Source organism: Rickettsiales bacterium, from assembly GCA_041396965.1.
In the GTDB taxonomy this organism is placed as follows: domain Bacteria; phylum Pseudomonadota; class Alphaproteobacteria; order Rickettsiales; family SXRF01; genus SXRF01.
Map to the genome: position 1 here is coordinate 1,409,638 of JAWKXN010000001.1, position 15,622 is coordinate 1,425,259.

The following is a 15,622-nucleotide window of genomic DNA, read 5'->3' on the forward strand; positions in this document are numbered from 1 at the left end:
ATAAAACCTAATAGCGCAGCAGGTCGTTTATCCCTGTTTTTGAGCGGGTCTTTTCATCAACTCTTTTTACGATAACAGCGCAATATAGGCTTGGAGCATCCGCTGTCTTTCCAGCTGTCGTACCAGAAACCACCACACTATAGGCAGGGACACGACCATACATAATCTCACCACTCTCACGGTCAATAATTTTGGTAGAAGCTCCAAGATACACTCCCATAGAAATTACCGAGCCTTCCTCAACTATAACCCCTTCGGCAACCTCACTGCGCGCGCCGATAAAACAATTATCCTCAATAATTACTGGTTCCGCCTGTAGTGGCTCTAATACACCACCAATCCCAACACCACCGGATATGTGGCAATTATTACCTATCTGCGCGCAACTACCGATAGTTGACCAAGTATCAACCATTGTGCCACCTCCAACATAAGCCCCAACATTTACGAAGCTTGGCATCAACACCACATCTTTATCTATGTAAGCTGAATGGCGGACAATCGCGCCTGGTAGCGCGCGAAAACCAGCAGTTCTAAACTCTTCCTCACTCCAGCTATTAAATTTAGTTGGAACTTTATCAAAATAACGTAATACACCAGACTCCATAAGAGAATTATCATTTAAGCGGAACGACAAAAGAACAGCTTTTTTAAGCCATTGATTAACCCGCCACTTGCCATCAATCTTCTCAGCTACCCGCGCCTTCCCACTATCTAAATCTCTCAAAGCCGTCTCAACAGCTTCTCTAACCTCTCCTTTCGTGGATACACTCAACTCCGCGCAATTTTCCCACGCCGCTTCAATAATATTCTGTAGTGTCATTTAGTCTTTTCCTTATTTTATTAACAACCAACATCTATCTAATCAAGATATTCAAAATAATCTTCTTCTATAATACCCGTACTTATTATCTTTTGCATCGCCCATTCATTTTCTAAAAATAACCTCTCCAATACACCACATAACATAGTGGTATCCTCTGGAAAATCATTTTGTATTGATAATTCATCAGTAATACGTAACGCTATAGCGTATGCCCAATCCTTGTTAGATTCATCCATCAATAAGCTCTACAATTTTTTTTCTACTACAGACAAGAACAACTTTCTTAAGTCCCGCTGCGTCATACTATCAGCGAAATGAGCCATTTTATGATGGTGAGCGCAAACAACCGCAAGATTCCACACAGCGTCTTCCCCTCCCTCAAATAACGGGACAATATGATGAACTTCAATATAAGGCAATCCATCCGCTTTATTGAACGTATTATCACAATCTGGATGCAAGCAATATGTACCAAACCTTTCTTTTGCCTCTTTGACCCATCCCCTATTACGAGAGAATGTTTCTATTACATACTCTCTTTTATTTGGTTCATCACCATATACACTGGCAGCCGACTCATCAAATAACTCTCCTTCTAGCAAAGATGGTTTTCTAAGGGTATATGTACCTCTGTTATCAACAAAGGTTAACACACCTTCTTTCTCTAAAAATTGTAATTGCTGCCGTAGTTTATCAAATGGGTGTTTGTTTCTCTCACTAAAATTTCTAATCTCTGTATCCTTAGATCTCTGAAAATCTTGAAGAGTAAATGTTCGTGATCCCCTATCACTACAATAATCAATTATTAAACTATGTATAAAATCTTTCCATTTCATAAAGCTACTTCCAGATCACCAATATAGTCTACATTCTTCATTCGGCAAAACTAACCTAATAAAAAAATTAGTAAACAAATTATTTAATACAATCATCTGTAAAAAATATTCTCAGCCACTAATTTCCAACACTCTTCCCGCCAGATAAAGCGAACCACATATACAAACAAGAGATTTTCTATTACCACCATCTATTATCTCACCAGATATGGTAAGTAGCGCTTTTTCTATACTCTCACAACTTAAAGAATGAGTACCTAAATCACTAGCCATAGACGCTATGATACTTCCCGCCTGTGTATTACTCTCATTAACTATGGTAACCCCGCAAAGCATTTTAATATGTGGCGTAAGCATAGAAAGAAACTTCTTACTATCTTTACCTTTTATCATTCCACATATCAGATAAATATCATACTCTTCGCTCTTTTCTTTCAACCACTTGCCAAGCATCTGTCCACCTTGATAATTATGTCCTCCATCCAGCCACAACTGAGTATTATTTGGTAACATAGCAATATAAGGGTGGCTATCAAGCCGCTGAATACGCGCTGGCCATATAGTTTTTGTAAGACCACTCTTTATATTAGCTTCACTAATAGAAAATTTATCAGGATATATTTTAGTTATTAGCTCAATACAAGCTGCGGCGGTCGCCGCGTTGTCATATTGATGCTCACCGGCAAGCGATGGCGTAAGCTCAATATTTTTTTCTTCTGAGATATAACGCTCACCATCCACTCTCCACTCTTTGCCAAGCCTGAATAAGGGAACTTCCATCTTTCCAGCGGTTTTTTCCAATATTTCCAATACTTGAGAAAAACCCTGCTTCCCTATTACACATGGCACTTTTTTCTTTATTATTCCCGCTTTTTCAGCCGCTATTTGCTCAATGGTGTCTCCTAAAAACTCCGTGTGATCCACATCAATCGGGGTAATCACCGTAAGTAGTGGTTTTGTTACCACGTTAGTAGCGTCCAACCTGCCACCAAGCCCAGTTTCCAGTAATAATATATCCGCTGGTTTTTCAGCGAACGCTATAAAAGCGGCAACTGTTACCGCCTCAAAAAAAGTAACCTGTTGACGCTGCAATGCTGGTGTCATATGGTGAAATATCTTTTCAACATAGTCATTTTCTATTTCTTTACCCTGAACGATAATCCTCTCACTAAAGTGTACTAAATGAGGAGAAGTGTAGCGATGAACACGATACCCAGCTTCCTCAAAAATATAATGTAAATAGGCGATAAGTGACCCCTTACCGTTAGTTCCCGCCACATGTATTACCGGCGGCAAACTCTTGTGAGGATTACCAAGCATGGAAAGCAAACGCATCACCCTCTCCAGTGACAAATCTATTCCTACCATAAATGGATGGTGCAAACGCTTCAAAAACTGCTCAATCACATCACTCATAAAATTTCCTTATGTCGCTTCACATTATGCACCCGAAGATAATCCACCCCGTTTTCTATCAAAAATTTTGATATTTTTATAGTCTCATCATCAATGTCACCATCTACCGCTTTCACACCCATAAAAGATTTACGCGAATGCCCAACTAATATAGGAACACCAAGTTCCTTGAAGTTGCTAACCCCCTCAATTATCTGATATGACTGCTTGGCTGTTTTACCAAATCCAATACCAGGATCAAAAATAATCCTATCTTTTTTTATACCCTGCGCCTCAAGATCAGAAAAACATCTTTCCGCCCAGCGCAAAACAACTTCCACTGGATCACAATCAACTTCCATAGTAACATTTTTATTAGCCGGAACCGTAAGAGAGTGCATAACCACTAGCTTACAATCAGAATCTTTTACCACATCAACCATCTCAATATTAGCAAGCCCAGATACATCATTTATCCACCCTACCCCTATATTCAAAGAACTCTTAGCTGTTTGTGGATGATAAGTATCTACGCTAACCTTAATATCCACACCTGAAATCAATGAAAGAACAGGCTCAAGCCTTGCCCATTCCTCATCCGCTGGTATAGGAATAGCGTTAGGTCTGGTTGATTCCGCTCCTATGTCTATAATATCAGCCCCATCAGCGACTAATTTTTTTATATTACTCACCGCGTCTTCCGCTTGATAGCTACTTCCTCCGTCAGAAAAAGAATCAGGAGTTACATTTATAATACCAACCAGTTTAGTCATGTAACTTACCAATTTTAGCTATTGTATCACCAAGCTTAAATCCCTTTTCTTTTACAATATCAGCAATAGCCATACCTTTATACTTCCCTTCTTGTGGATACTTAAAATCACCAGCTACTTCTACCATCGGCAGTAAAACAAAATCCCTTTTCAGCATCTCTTTATGCGGAATTCGCAAATCATCTTGCTTTATAACCAGCTCATCAAATAGCAAAATATCTATGTCAATATTACGCGGACTCCAATGACCAAGCTTCACCCTACCCATTTCCTCCTCAATAGCCTTAGTTATAGATATAATTTCGTCAGGTGACATGTCACTAGTAACCACCAATACCATGTTGTAAAACGGCTTATTCCAATCCTCAACCGCTCCTTCCGGCAGTAATGCCACAGATTCAAAGATTGAGGAAATACTCTCTACTAACAAATAGTTAGTTAACTTACTTATAGCAGAACGTAAGTTTTCCATCCTATCTCCAATATTGCTACCCAACCCTAATATTATTTTTTGTTTTTTCATGATTTACTAGCTATAAATATAAGCAAGCAATAATACAATAACCGATTTATTCTTAATAACTATGGATTATCTGATATTCAACGACAAACTGATTAAAGAAGATAAAGCTTGCATATCACCGCAGGATCGTGGTTTTCGCTATGGTGATGGAATATTTGACACTATAATAATAAAAAATAGCAAGCTATATCAGTGGGAGTGGCATCTCGCTAGAATAGAAAAAGGACTCAATGCTGTAAAAATAAATTACAATACTTGTAACCTACAGTCACTATCTAAAAAATTACTAAAAAAAAATAACATAAAAAACGGATTACTGCGTATCCAAATAACCAGAGGAATTGGCGGACGTGGCTATATGCCACAACAAGGAATTAATCCAACGGTTATTATAGAAACTATGGAAAAACCGCAACTTAAGGAAAAATACGCAAGCCTATGGCTCAGCTCTTATAAGAAAATATCTACCGATATGCTACCAGTACAATATAAGCTATGTCAGGGATTAAACTCCACACTGGCACGGATTGAGGCAATAGAAAATGAATGCTTTGACGCTCTTTTGCTCAATAATAAAAATGAGATATGTGAGACCAGTTCCGCTAATATATTTTGGCTAAAAGATAATATATTACATACCCCCTCACTCTCTTGCGGAATGTTAGAAGGAAGTATAAGAGCAACATTAATAAAGCTATACAAAAATGAAGAAGGAAAAGTAAAGGAAGTCGCGGCTACTATAAATGAGCTAAAGTCAGCGGACGCTGTATTCATAACTAATGTGGCTTGGAAGATATTACCAATTATCCAAATACAACCGATAGAACTGAAATGGCAGTATCAAAATGTAATAAAACTTATTGAACCAATAAATAATTTATTGGAAATTGATATAGAAAAAACTTGAAATAAATTACTATTTCACGTACCACCTGTCTGGAGCATAAAATTGTAATTTAATAAATAATTGTCAGGAAGTGAGATAAAATGCGCAAATTATTGGTTATCGTATTAGTAGTCTTTGTAGTTACCGCAGCCGCAGCGCTTGGTATTAGCTGGAATAACCGCGCTACAGCGGTAAAAAAAGATTTTGAGACCGCTCTTGCCAAACTTAATACCGACAATTCATCATTCTCCTATGACTCGCTTGATGTATCGGGATTCCCTCTTAATATGACCGTATCTATAAAAAATCCTCATATCAAAAGTAACATAGGAGACATACTTAAAAATACCAATTTTGATAGAGCTCTTAAAGTGGTTATAGGTGGGTCTGTAAAAAATTGGAATGAAGAGGTAAATCTTGATGGTGTGCTTAGAATAAGTACAAATATATTCTCTAACAAATTTACCAGTTCAATTAATGGAAATTGGCAACAAAAAAGTACCATAGGTGACGAAATTTTTAATATCGTCTCTACCCAATCATCCCCAAGCCAGTGTTCTTTGGAAATAAAGAATGAAAATAGCATATTTGACAATATGTGGGATTTTAGAGTTATAAAATTTGACAATGATTTTCCGCAAAAGATACGCTCGCTGAAATGTCAAAGTGGTAGTTTTGTATCAAACAACGCTGATACAAATGAAAAGATTAGTTCTATGGATAACGCGGATTTTAGTGTTTCATATTCACCAAATAATGGCTCTGAAGGTTTGGGATTGTACATTAAATTCAACAACATAGAATTCACCAAAGCTTATGATAAAATTTATAGTGTTTACATGAAAAACATAGCTCCAAATCAGCCAGTTGTTCCGATGTCATTATATGGCAAACAAAGTGGGGAAATAGATGTGTCTATTAGCCTTAATAATCTTAGTGATTGGAAAAACATTGAAAAATCTCCATTTAACATGCCATTTAACATAAATGTTAATAAATATAACATATCTAACGCCTTGTACGATACTGATGGAAAATTCATCGTACATAGCAAACCCGATGGTGATAATATCAATTTTGGAGTTGATGTAAAAAGTGAAGCGACTACAAATGAACTATTCAGGACTGTGCTTAGAATGCAGTTAAGTGAGACATTGAATCAGATGATAGACAATAAATTATTGAATAAGAAGGACAATGTAGAACAAAAACTAGCTACCCTTACCGAAGAGCAAAGAGCTGGTCTTATTCACTCATTGATTCCTGATTTCGCTTCTCACGGAAAAACTGAGTTTGTGCTTAAGGGAAATGTCGCGGGAACTAAAAATTTTGGTAGCGTTGATGGCAAGCTTTCGTCTTTAGAATATTCCACCGAGCGCTATGGTATAAAAGCTGATGGTTATGTCAAGAAAGATGAAAAAAGCCTACTTCCAGAAGGCGAGCTAAACCTTGTATGTAACAAATGTCCAACCATGATTGATGATATGTATGATTATTATAATCGTATAAGAAACGCTATAAATCTGGTTGATCCTGAGCAACTTTCAGCGGTTCCATACATATCCCCATCTACTGTTCAGGCTGTTAAAAACTTTTTGGCAAATCTGCAAGCAGACCCTGCAAATAAAACAGACCTTAGCTTTAATATACAAAGTAGCGGTACTGTTAACGGCAAAAATGTTGGGCAGATCATGGGGCTATTCAACCAGACGGTGCTTCCTACCTTACAGCAAGCACCAGCTAGATAACACGGGATATTATGTCGTAGAGTCCTCATCCGCTCTTTTTGGAGTGGTTGGGGATTCTCCTTCCGATAGCTCTCTTACATCTACTCTGTGATTTTCTTTTAGAAAATCCACTTCTCTCATTACGTCCTTCATCACCTCAGAAGATAAACTCTCTGGTGGCATGAATTTATTTGCTTTTCTTTTACCAAATAACTTCCTAAATAATGAAAGCATCTATTACCCTTTAATAATGATTTAATAACCGCTAATATAAAATGCCTAAGACACAATATACACCAACAAAACTTAAATGGCAGCATCCTTTAGACATAGCGTCACACATTAATGAGAAAAAGTGGGTATTACTGTATTCAGGAGTAAATACAGGATATTCCGGTCGTCATAGCCTGCTTGCTCACGGACTTAATGAAGAAATAATCAGTGATAATTTCACTGAGTTTGCCAAAAAATTATCATCTGACAAAGAAAAATTCGTTAACGCTTGGTTTGGCTATTTAGGATACGGATTAAAAAACAGCCTAGAAGAATTAGAAAATGATGAGACAGGTTGGCTGAATTCTCCTAACCTATACATGATGAAATTTAATAATATATATATATTTGATCATGAAGAGCAAACGATTACCATGTATAGCAACAGTAAAAACTTACCAGATATGCTATCAAATCCTAAAAAGACCACCTCACCTATCCCACAAGTAAAAAACATATCATCAAATATGACTAATAATGAATATCTGCGGAACGTGGAATATATAATTGATAAAATAAATAATGGTGATTTATATCAGGCTAATCTGACCAGAAAATTTTATGGGGAATCTGAAAAGACACCTGACTACTTGCGGATATTTAGAGAATTATGTGAAGTAAGCCCCGCCTGCTATAGCGCTTTTATAAGGTTGGATGATACGTATACTCTCTCATCAAGCCCCGAATCATTCTTAAATATTAATTCAGAAGGCAAAATAACCAGCCGCCCGATAAAAGGAACCGCCCCACGTAACCTAAAAAATAGCGAAATAGACGAATGGCTTAGAAATGATTTAGAGAATAGCGCAAAAGACAAAGCTGAAAATCTGATGATAGTTGATCTCACCCGTAACGATTTAAGCAAATGCTGTAAAACCGGTAGCGTAAAAACCGAATCTCTATTTGATATTACCAGCCACGCCACAATCCACCATATGTCAAGCACCATAAGTGGAGAAAAAGGGGAGGATTACAGTACTATTGATGCCGTAAAATCAGTATTTCCTCCTGGATCTATGACCGGCACCCCAAAAATAGCGGCGATGAATTTATGTAGCGAATTAGAAAAAGAAGAAAGAGGAATATATAGCGGCACAATCGGCTGGTTTGGTGGCGATGGCAGTTGTGACCTGTCCGTGGTAATACGTACTCTGATTATGAAAGGAAAAAAATTTGAGTTTCAAGTGGGAGGAGCGATCATCGCCGACTCAATTCCCGAGAAAGAACTGGAAGAAACCATAAATAAGGCAAGAGGAGTAATGCTTACTCTTAGTATAGACGAAAATATTATGAAAAACTTGTAAGAATTTCAAACTCAAAACCAAAAAGTCTAAAACTTTAAATTATATCCCCATAGCGCGGTTTTTACCACCAGCGGCAAGAGCAAGGGCAGCAACAGCAGCACCAGCGGCAGTTTTTGCTATAGTGGAAGCCCATTTAACTTTACCTTCATCATCACGCTCAGGGTTAAGAACTTTATTACCAGCATATACCGCGCCAATAACCGCGCCAGTACCACGCATACCTTTTTCAAAACCATTGGCAGAAGGACCAAAATTAGCACCAATACGCGCGGCGGCACCCTCAGCAATTGTATAATTCTTTGAAAAAGTTTTGCTCCTTGCAGCGTTCAACCTATCAGAATGGTGTGAGATCTTTTTTTCCAAAGCTCCCTTTGCTTCATCACTCAGCCCACTTTTAGCAAGTTCTGTCTTCATATTCTCTACGCGAACTGCTTTCTTGGCACCATGCTCAGAATCGGTAACAGCTTTTCCCTCTTGACCTTTTGTAAACGCCTCTTTAATTTTAGCGAAAAAACCATCAGCTGTCTTACTTGCGGCTTTGGCACCTTTACCAGCAGCCTCAGATGTCTTTGCATGAGTATCATGACCTCCTACAGGTTGTTCCTTTCCAGAAAAATCAGCACCCGCTGTCGTAGAATTACCAGGTCCCTTACCAGAATATTTATCTGCCATAGATTTGTTTATATCGCCATCATCACTCATAATGCTCTCCGCATGTAATTTAACTAACTCTATATTCTCAGTATAAACAAAAATAAATTATTGTGTATTACAGTTTTATGAATGTTCTGTTTTTTCTGGATATTATAATGTTACAACATGTTCATAATAGCATAAATTATTTAATTAATCACACTAATTAACTAAAAAACAACAATTTTTCAGCTTCTCTACGTTTTACTAAACCTCTCAGCCTCTTTCCTTTTGAATAGACCCAACGCTTAAACTCACCAGCCGCTAATTCTGTTTCTCCATCATTTAATATCCTAAGTAATGTAGATTTTTCAAAAGCTTGATTGCCGATATTATAAATAAAGCTTACAAGAGCGTCAAACTGACCTTGTGTTATTTCAATCTTAACCAGCCTAGCAATCGTTTTCTCCGCTATCTCAATATCTTTTTTTAGTAAATTCTCTGCAATTTCCTTAGAAATAGTCAGTAAACCCTCTCTTTCCTTACCAGACATAACATGTCCGTAACCAATGGTTAATTTCCCCGCTGGACAATAATATGGCTCTGCCGAAAATCCTTCAAATCGCTTAATAAGCTCTATCCCATTTTTTGATGTTTTCATATTAGCCTTCCCTCACCCTGCCCCTCTTCCAGAGGAAAAGGGAACAAGAAGCACCATCAGCAGACGGTGCCAGCCCTGAGCACCAGTTTTCTCGCACACCCCATGTGCGGTCAGCAGACCGCACGAGCCTTCAGCTTCGTCTCATGTGAAAGACAGTAGTCTTTCACGGGGACAAATTATAAGCTACTTAGACAATCTCTCATCAATATTCTCTACCTTATCCTTAATATCTTCCATATGTTGCCGTACTGATTGCAACCTCTCATCAATTCTCGCTAATTTTTCACCAAATAAAGCGGAGTTTAGTGACTCTTGCTCTAACATCCCAACACGAGCGTTTAGCTGACTCGCCCAAATAAGGGCTGCTGCGATCTGCAAAAATAAAGTTACGAGCAAAGCAATCGGAATACGCTTATCCACCCGCCAATTAACTGATGTTTCTTGCTCTATCATATTGAATACCATTTGTTATTAGTTACTGCCCATAACAACAGCCTACTATCAGCGGCGATAGACAGAGAACTGTTAGCTGACAAATTATTAATTGAATGACCATTTGCCGGATATACATTAAGAGAGTTAGCTGATTGGTTAGCGATAACGAACAACTCTCCCGCCTCTGGTTGTGGAAGAACAACACCTTGTCCCACCGATACTGTAGTTACCTCATTTATAGTTTTAGTAAGAGTAGCGGCATCCGCCTGCGTACTTCCAGAAGCGGAAATACCACTTTCAATGGACTTAAACGCCACCCGCCCACTAGAAGCTATTATTTTCAAACTATCTAGCCATGAAGAACCATTCGCCGATACTTTAAGAGTAAAATTATCATCAGATAGAGTTCCAAACTCCGCCCTTCCCGAAAATCCACTTTGAAATAGGAATGAGGAAACATCTGAGGAATTATTTTTATTAAGCTTTACCTGTATATCGTTACCATTATGGTTAAATAAAATAGCGTCACTGGCAACGGCAAGCTTATTAGTATTGTCCGCTGTCGTGTTAACCCCTAACTTATCAAGATTCTGAAACTCCGTTGGATTGCTAGAAATCACCCAATTACCGCCGTCATAACTATACAATAAATCCTCATCACTTACCCATAAAGTCATACCTTCAAGTGGAGTTATAAACCGCCATATATCATCAAAATAGGTAATGTTACTATCCTGCCCTAACCAATCACCGGTCGCGGATGCAGCTACTATATAAACATCACCAGCAGCGGGAGATACGGGAGGAGTCGCTATAACACGACTTTTAGCGCCACTATTAAGCACCGCGTCAATCCGAGTAATCGCCTGATTAACCGTAATTTCTTTCTGTGCCTGCGCTTGCTCAACAAACGTAATTCCAAGATGAGATGTCGTTGCCATTTCTTATTCCTTATAATACTGATATTAATATTAATACTTTATATATTCTCTATTTTCAGATAGAGTCATGGAAGGTGATATTTTAATCTTTTTTGTAAGAGAGTGATAAATGCCAACGTTAGATGAGGTGTGGAATCAAATAAATTCCTACAAACACAGCTATATTTTCTGGACTAAAAAAGAAGTACGCGCGCTTCCTGAGATATTATCCAGCGATGAACAGGTAAAGGCTGTCACTTCTGGCTTAATGAATAACGCTACTTGGCTTGCGGTTTGCACCAATAAGCGGATAATTTTCTTAAATCGTGGTATGCTGTTCGGGCTTCGCCAATTACAAGTTCCGCTAGAGAGAATCCAATCAATTGATCATGGATTTACTGTATTTTTTGGTTCAATCACCGTTTGGGATGGAGCTAGTGCTTTCCAAATACGAATGGTACTGAAAAGCTCTATCATGCCGTTCGTTAAGGTAACTCAAGAGCAAATGCAGATAGCCCGTAAGAAGTTATATTCAGGTAAAGAAGACAACACACCATCAAACACAGCGGGCATTGATATTGCTTCTCAACTAGAAAGACTCGCCGCCCTCAGGGAAAAAGGACACCTAACCGAAGAGGAATTCCAATCTCAAAAGAAAAAACTACTTGCTGGGTGATAGGAACAAAATATTACCTACTCTACACAACAGCAAGTGCCTCATACCCTCTGCCGACTATCGCTGAAATCTGATATATCCTGACGTTTACGCTATTTTGAACACTGCCAAAATCAGTTATCTGTTGCGCTGCGCTATAACCAACTGACGGGCTGTTAAGTGAGAGAAAACTACGAACCACACTGCCACCATCCATTATCTCCACATCATATAACTCGCTTTGCTCAGCAAGCGGCACATCAACCAAATCCCGCCAATCACCACCCGTGCGGCTTCTTCTCACCCAACTTATGGTAAGATTGCCACCACCATCACGCGCGCCGCTTATATGTACTACACTATAAGGCTTTAATGCCGCTGCCATATAAGTAAAATCTCGCTCTACGCTTTCTGTTATGCTGCCCCCAACACTCACCGCCTTATATTGCCGTTTAAGACCGATTAAATTACTCGCTACTGTTTTTTTAAGTACAGACCCATCAAGCAAAATAAAGCGTTCACCAGCGACATGGCCGGAAATAGCGTATTCTGTCCCCAGCCTGCCACGCAGCAAACCACTCAGACGATATTGTCCTTCAGCGATAAGTTCGGCATTCTTAAATTGAATAATCTCATCACCAAGTAAAGCGGCGTTAGCGCCATTTAATACCGCTATCTCATCCACATTCTGTAATGAAGAGTCTCCAATAAGCACGACATCAACATAATTCTTTTCGTCAAATACCACAGATCTTCCAGTAGCTAAGCCACCCACCACCGTACCAATAACAGCTGGCTCATCAACAGAGATAAATACGGAATAATTATTACCATTATCATCAGAACGATATACTACCGCCCCACCCCAATTATCACCAAGTCCTGATACAGCTACTCTAATAACAGCCGATGACTCACTTTCGCTAGGAAATAATGGCAAATCTAAAAGTTCCATCCTACTTACGGCTATCGCTATATTGGATTGTAATAAGCTTTTATCATCCGCCGAAATATCGCTATAAATATCATAAACCGATACATCCTCAGCGACAGCGCTAACTCTTACCATACTAGGTGAGCCTATATAGGTTGATACTATTCTCATATCATGGGAAGAGCTGGCGGTATTTATGGTAATAATATCAGCCGGATCCATCGCCGCGTAACGTATTGGCAAATCAAAATTATAAATTGTACGCTCTATCCACTCGTTAAACAACGCAATATCAGCTATATTCTTCGCTACCTGATCCGGTATAACCACCGGTAAATCTATAGTAACGCTATCCCTGCTACTCGTTATCTCACGTTGTGAATATTGTGTAGATGTTTGATAATTAGACAGACGATTTAGATAAAGCACATTGATACGCTCTGGAAGCTCTATCTCCTGCCTACGAATAATCTTAAATGAAGTTGCTGATTGCTGGTTATCACTATCTATCAGTAGCCTATCCTCTTCTATACTTAGTGAGCTACTGCCACCCCTTGATACACAGCGCAGTATATAATCACTTTCTACCACATCAAAAAAATAGGCTCTTCTTAAGTCATCAATCGCCTCACGGATAGTTTTTTGTGAAGTAATCACATATCCCTCAAGCTGCTGACTGATAGCGCTTACATCAATATCACTCTCCTCAAGACCGGAGCGCGTGGTCAGATCCAAAACCACCGCCGCTAAATTAGAAATCCCAAATTTACCTTGCAGCCAATGTCCAGTTTTCCAAACTACATCATCATTCCATACATCTGTCAAATCCGGCCAGTAAGGAAATGGTCGCGCGTCCCACGCCCAAACAAACATATGCTCAACCATAGCCGAGTTTTTCCATTGTGACTCGGTTGCCACAACCGCACTACGCTGCGCTCGTAAATCTACCCTACCCTTCGAGTGATAGGGAAACGCGCTACTTATGCTGTCAGGAGCGTAAAATACATTCGGCTGATTAGAAGCGCCGTCAACGCTTGGAAAACCATATTCAGTAAACCATATTTTCTTGGATTGAGGAACCCAACCAGTTGTCTGCGAATCAGGGTTAATATGACTATTTTTCCAAAACCAATCCAAATTCTTCCATGCAAACTGTGGTGTAAGATTTACCTTTGTCGTACGCTCTTCATCACTATAATACCAATCGTATCCTTCACCAGAAGTCCATCCGGCTTTTATCGCGTCTATATCATAAACCGGAGTAACGCTATCAGTAAGCGGGAAATAAGCGTCAATACCAATAAAATCAATATCTGATGATGCCCATAAAGGATCCAAATTATACCAACCATTAGCGTCATGATGATACTCTGACCAATCAGCGGCGTAAGTAACCTTAACTCCACTTCCAACAATTGATTTTACATTCGCCGCAAGACTTACCAGTTCACTTACCGCCGGATAATTACCAGACATATCGGTAATTCCAGTTAAGGATTTTAACTCTGAGCCTATGGAAAAAGCATCCACTTTATCTTTCACTAAGTTCGCGTAATGGTTTATAAATGTATTATAACCATCTGTTTTAGTAAAAAAATTAACAACAGTACCTATGCCTCCACTAAGATCACCACGCCATGGTTTGCCACTCAAATCCATAAACAAAATTGGATAGAACATCACATTATATCCACGTACCTTAAGCTCATCAAGATAGCGTAATATGCTTGCGTCATCTGGCGTACCACCGTATTGAGGTATATTGTTAATCTGAGTTATGAGACGAGCGGTAGAGCGATTATAAGTCGCCGCCGACCAAATATTAGGGCTGGTAGTAGCCCCTTCCTTATATTCAACACCGGGCTTAATACTACATGAAGCTATATCCATATTATCAGCGAACCAAGCGATCACCACCGAAACCCAACCAATATTCGGGCAAGTCTGCTCAAGCTGATTAAGAGAAAGTAGTGAATTCGCTATACCATTTACGTTATGGCTATTAACCGGCTGTATATTGCCCTGCTGCGCCCACTCAGTCCCTACCTGCACACCAGAAACCTTGTTTACTACCTGTGTATCATAGACAAACTCACCAGCGGCCGGAATCATGGCGACCGCGCTAATCATATCTTCTGCCGTCTCACCCTCATAATCAGCGTAAAGAAACTTTTTCTTAACCTCAAAGGTAAAGTTAGGAATCCGGTTTCCATAATCAGCTAAAGGGAAATCCTCAAATACCACATATGCAAGACCACGATAAGCAGGAGTTTTATCTATTCCCTCAATTGATTGAATCAGCGAGTCTGGCAACTGGCTTTCACCACCTTTATAGATACGAATATTATAGCGTGATAGGTCAAGCTGACCAGCGTCCGCCCATATTCTTATGATATCGCTTATCTCACCCTCACAAACAGCTACCGCCAGTGTTACCGAATAGCTATATGAGCTAGAAGTCTGACTAACCTTACCGCCACCACCTTTACCACCGCCCGCTGAACTAGTAGTAGTAACAATTATCTCTTTAATAGGAAGCGACCAGATTATATTTCCAGCAATACGCACTGTTCCATAAATAATTGGTATCATATTACCATATGCCGAGCTTTGCACTGCGAGATCCGCAAGCCTTCCTCCCCTTATCCCGTCAAGTTTGCCATTATTTAGGTTTGAGTCTATTATTCCACCCGCTATCCGCCCTAACGCCGAACCAACCCGCGCGCCAAAAGGCAAACCGGTCGCCGCTCCCGCAGCCGAACCTACGGAACTTAAAATAATTGATGCCATAATTTTTCCTTAAAAATTATTAATCTTATTTTATAAAAAAGCTTGATATAT

16 protein-coding genes are annotated in these 15,622 nt (G+C 39.2%); 4 read left to right on the plus strand and 12 right to left on the minus strand.

Going from position 1 to position 15,622, the window contains the following annotated elements:
* Positions 1–7: 7 nt before the first annotated feature.
* The 6 genes from dapD to folK all read right to left on the minus strand — a co-directional run bounded on the left by dapD (position 8) and on the right by folK (position 4,353).
* A complete protein-coding gene (gene dapD, locus R3D71_07330; GenBank protein ID MEZ5691458.1) occupies positions 8–823 on the minus strand; it encodes a 2,3,4,5-tetrahydropyridine-2,6-dicarboxylate N-succinyltransferase in 816 nt (271 codons plus the stop codon).
* 38 nt (positions 824–861) lie between these two features.
* Positions 862–1,062, minus strand: a complete 201-nt coding sequence (locus tag R3D71_07335) for a hypothetical protein (GenBank protein ID MEZ5691459.1) — start codon at positions 1,060–1,062, stop codon at positions 862–864.
* A gap of 9 nt (positions 1,063–1,071) precedes the next feature.
* Positions 1,072–1,662: an HNH endonuclease gene (locus R3D71_07340; protein ID MEZ5691460.1), complete on the minus strand. Its 591-nt coding sequence runs from the start codon at positions 1,660–1,662 to the stop codon at positions 1,072–1,074.
* A gap of 111 nt (positions 1,663–1,773) precedes the next feature.
* Positions 1,774–3,078 carry a folylpolyglutamate synthase/dihydrofolate synthase family protein gene (locus tag R3D71_07345; GenBank protein MEZ5691461.1) on the minus strand — a complete coding sequence of 435 codons (1,305 nt, stop codon included), beginning with the start codon at positions 3,076–3,078 and terminating at the stop codon, positions 1,774–1,776.
* A complete protein-coding gene (gene folP, locus R3D71_07350; GenBank protein MEZ5691462.1) occupies positions 3,075–3,830 on the minus strand; it encodes a dihydropteroate synthase in 756 nt (251 codons plus the stop codon). The genes R3D71_07345 and folP overlap by 4 nt, the downstream gene beginning before the upstream one ends.
* On the minus strand, positions 3,823–4,353 hold the full coding sequence (gene folK, locus R3D71_07355; GenBank protein MEZ5691463.1) for a 2-amino-4-hydroxy-6-hydroxymethyldihydropteridine diphosphokinase: 531 nt from the start codon (positions 4,351–4,353) through the stop codon (positions 3,823–3,825). Before folK ends, folP begins: the two co-directional genes overlap by 8 nt.
* A 61-nt stretch (positions 4,354–4,414) precedes the next feature.
* On the opposite strand from folK, the gene R3D71_07360 reads away from it, so the two are divergent.
* A complete protein-coding gene (locus tag R3D71_07360; protein ID MEZ5691464.1) occupies positions 4,415–5,260 on the plus strand; it encodes an aminotransferase class IV in 846 nt (281 codons plus the stop codon).
* Between the two features lie 80 nt (positions 5,261–5,340).
* The gene (locus R3D71_07365; GenBank protein MEZ5691465.1) at positions 5,341–6,987 is read left to right on the plus strand and encodes a hypothetical protein; all 1,647 of its coding nucleotides are present in this window, start codon (positions 5,341–5,343) and stop codon (positions 6,985–6,987) included.
* Positions 6,988–6,996: 9 nt separating this feature from the next.
* Here R3D71_07365 and R3D71_07370 read toward each other — a convergent pair whose 3' ends face one another.
* Complete coding sequence (locus R3D71_07370) at positions 6,997–7,200, minus strand: hypothetical protein (GenBank protein ID MEZ5691466.1); 204 nt, start codon at positions 7,198–7,200, stop codon at positions 6,997–6,999.
* A gap of 41 nt (positions 7,201–7,241) precedes the next feature.
* On the opposite strand from R3D71_07370, the gene R3D71_07375 reads away from it, so the two are divergent.
* Positions 7,242–8,543, plus strand: coding sequence for an anthranilate synthase component I family protein (locus R3D71_07375; GenBank protein ID MEZ5691467.1), 1,302 nt, complete (start codon positions 7,242–7,244; stop codon positions 8,541–8,543).
* Between the two features lie 39 nt (positions 8,544–8,582).
* Here R3D71_07375 and R3D71_07380 read toward each other — a convergent pair whose 3' ends face one another.
* The 4 genes from R3D71_07380 to R3D71_07395 all read right to left on the minus strand — a co-directional run bounded on the left by R3D71_07380 (position 8,583) and on the right by R3D71_07395 (position 11,213).
* Complete coding sequence (locus R3D71_07380; GenBank protein MEZ5691468.1) at positions 8,583–9,245, minus strand: hypothetical protein; 663 nt, start codon at positions 9,243–9,245, stop codon at positions 8,583–8,585.
* A gap of 157 nt (positions 9,246–9,402) precedes the next feature.
* Positions 9,403–9,837 carry a lysozyme gene (locus R3D71_07385; GenBank protein MEZ5691469.1) on the minus strand — a complete coding sequence of 145 codons (435 nt, stop codon included), beginning with the start codon at positions 9,835–9,837 and terminating at the stop codon, positions 9,403–9,405.
* 183 nt (positions 9,838–10,020) lie between these two features.
* A complete protein-coding gene (locus tag R3D71_07390; GenBank protein MEZ5691470.1) occupies positions 10,021–10,290 on the minus strand; it encodes a hypothetical protein in 270 nt (89 codons plus the stop codon).
* Positions 10,287–11,213 carry a DUF2793 domain-containing protein gene (locus R3D71_07395; GenBank protein MEZ5691471.1) on the minus strand — a complete coding sequence of 309 codons (927 nt, stop codon included), beginning with the start codon at positions 11,211–11,213 and terminating at the stop codon, positions 10,287–10,289. Before R3D71_07395 ends, R3D71_07390 begins: the two co-directional genes overlap by 4 nt.
* Positions 11,214–11,322: 109 nt before the next feature.
* On the opposite strand from R3D71_07395, the gene R3D71_07400 reads away from it, so the two are divergent.
* Positions 11,323–11,868 (plus strand): PH domain-containing protein, encoded by a 546-nt coding sequence (locus R3D71_07400; GenBank protein ID MEZ5691472.1) that lies wholly within the window; start codon positions 11,323–11,325, stop codon positions 11,866–11,868.
* A 22-nt stretch (positions 11,869–11,890) separates the two neighbouring features.
* On the opposite strand, the gene R3D71_07405 is transcribed toward R3D71_07400, so the two are convergent.
* Complete coding sequence (locus R3D71_07405) at positions 11,891–15,571, minus strand: glycoside hydrolase TIM-barrel-like domain-containing protein (GenBank protein ID MEZ5691473.1); 3,681 nt, start codon at positions 15,569–15,571, stop codon at positions 11,891–11,893.
* Positions 15,572–15,622 lie beyond the last annotated feature (51 nt).

Coding starts and splice junctions, on each gene's coding strand:
- R3D71_07395 (MEZ5691471.1), bottom strand. CDS start 11,213: ATGGCAACGACATCTCATCTTGGAATTACGTTTGTTGAGCAAGCGCAG.
- R3D71_07375 (MEZ5691467.1), top strand. CDS start 7,242: ATGCCTAAGACACAATATACACCAACAAAACTTAAATGGCAGCATCCT.
- R3D71_07385 (MEZ5691469.1), bottom strand. CDS start 9,837: ATGAAAACATCAAAAAATGGGATAGAGCTTATTAAGCGATTTGAAGGA.
- R3D71_07335 (MEZ5691459.1), bottom strand. CDS start 1,062: ATGGATGAATCTAACAAGGATTGGGCATACGCTATAGCGTTACGTATT.
- R3D71_07365 (MEZ5691465.1), top strand. CDS start 5,341: ATGCGCAAATTATTGGTTATCGTATTAGTAGTCTTTGTAGTTACCGCA.
- folP (MEZ5691462.1), bottom strand. CDS start 3,830: ATGACTAAACTGGTTGGTATTATAAATGTAACTCCTGATTCTTTTTCT.
- folK (MEZ5691463.1), bottom strand. CDS start 4,353: ATGAAAAAACAAAAAATAATATTAGGGTTGGGTAGCAATATTGGAGAT.
- dapD (MEZ5691458.1), bottom strand. CDS start 823: ATGACACTACAGAATATTATTGAAGCGGCGTGGGAAAATTGCGCGGAG.
- R3D71_07380 (MEZ5691468.1), bottom strand. CDS start 9,245: ATGAGTGATGATGGCGATATAAACAAATCTATGGCAGATAAATATTCT.
- R3D71_07400 (MEZ5691472.1), top strand. CDS start 11,323: ATGCCAACGTTAGATGAGGTGTGGAATCAAATAAATTCCTACAAACAC.
- R3D71_07370 (MEZ5691466.1), bottom strand. CDS start 7,200: ATGCTTTCATTATTTAGGAAGTTATTTGGTAAAAGAAAAGCAAATAAA.
- R3D71_07405 (MEZ5691473.1), bottom strand. CDS start 15,571: ATGGCATCAATTATTTTAAGTTCCGTAGGTTCGGCTGCGGGAGCGGCG.
- R3D71_07360 (MEZ5691464.1), top strand. CDS start 4,415: ATGGATTATCTGATATTCAACGACAAACTGATTAAAGAAGATAAAGCT.
- R3D71_07390 (MEZ5691470.1), bottom strand. CDS start 10,290: ATGATAGAGCAAGAAACATCAGTTAATTGGCGGGTGGATAAGCGTATT.
- R3D71_07345 (MEZ5691461.1), bottom strand. CDS start 3,078: ATGAGTGATGTGATTGAGCAGTTTTTGAAGCGTTTGCACCATCCATTT.
- R3D71_07340 (MEZ5691460.1), bottom strand. CDS start 1,662: ATGAAATGGAAAGATTTTATACATAGTTTAATAATTGATTATTGTAGT.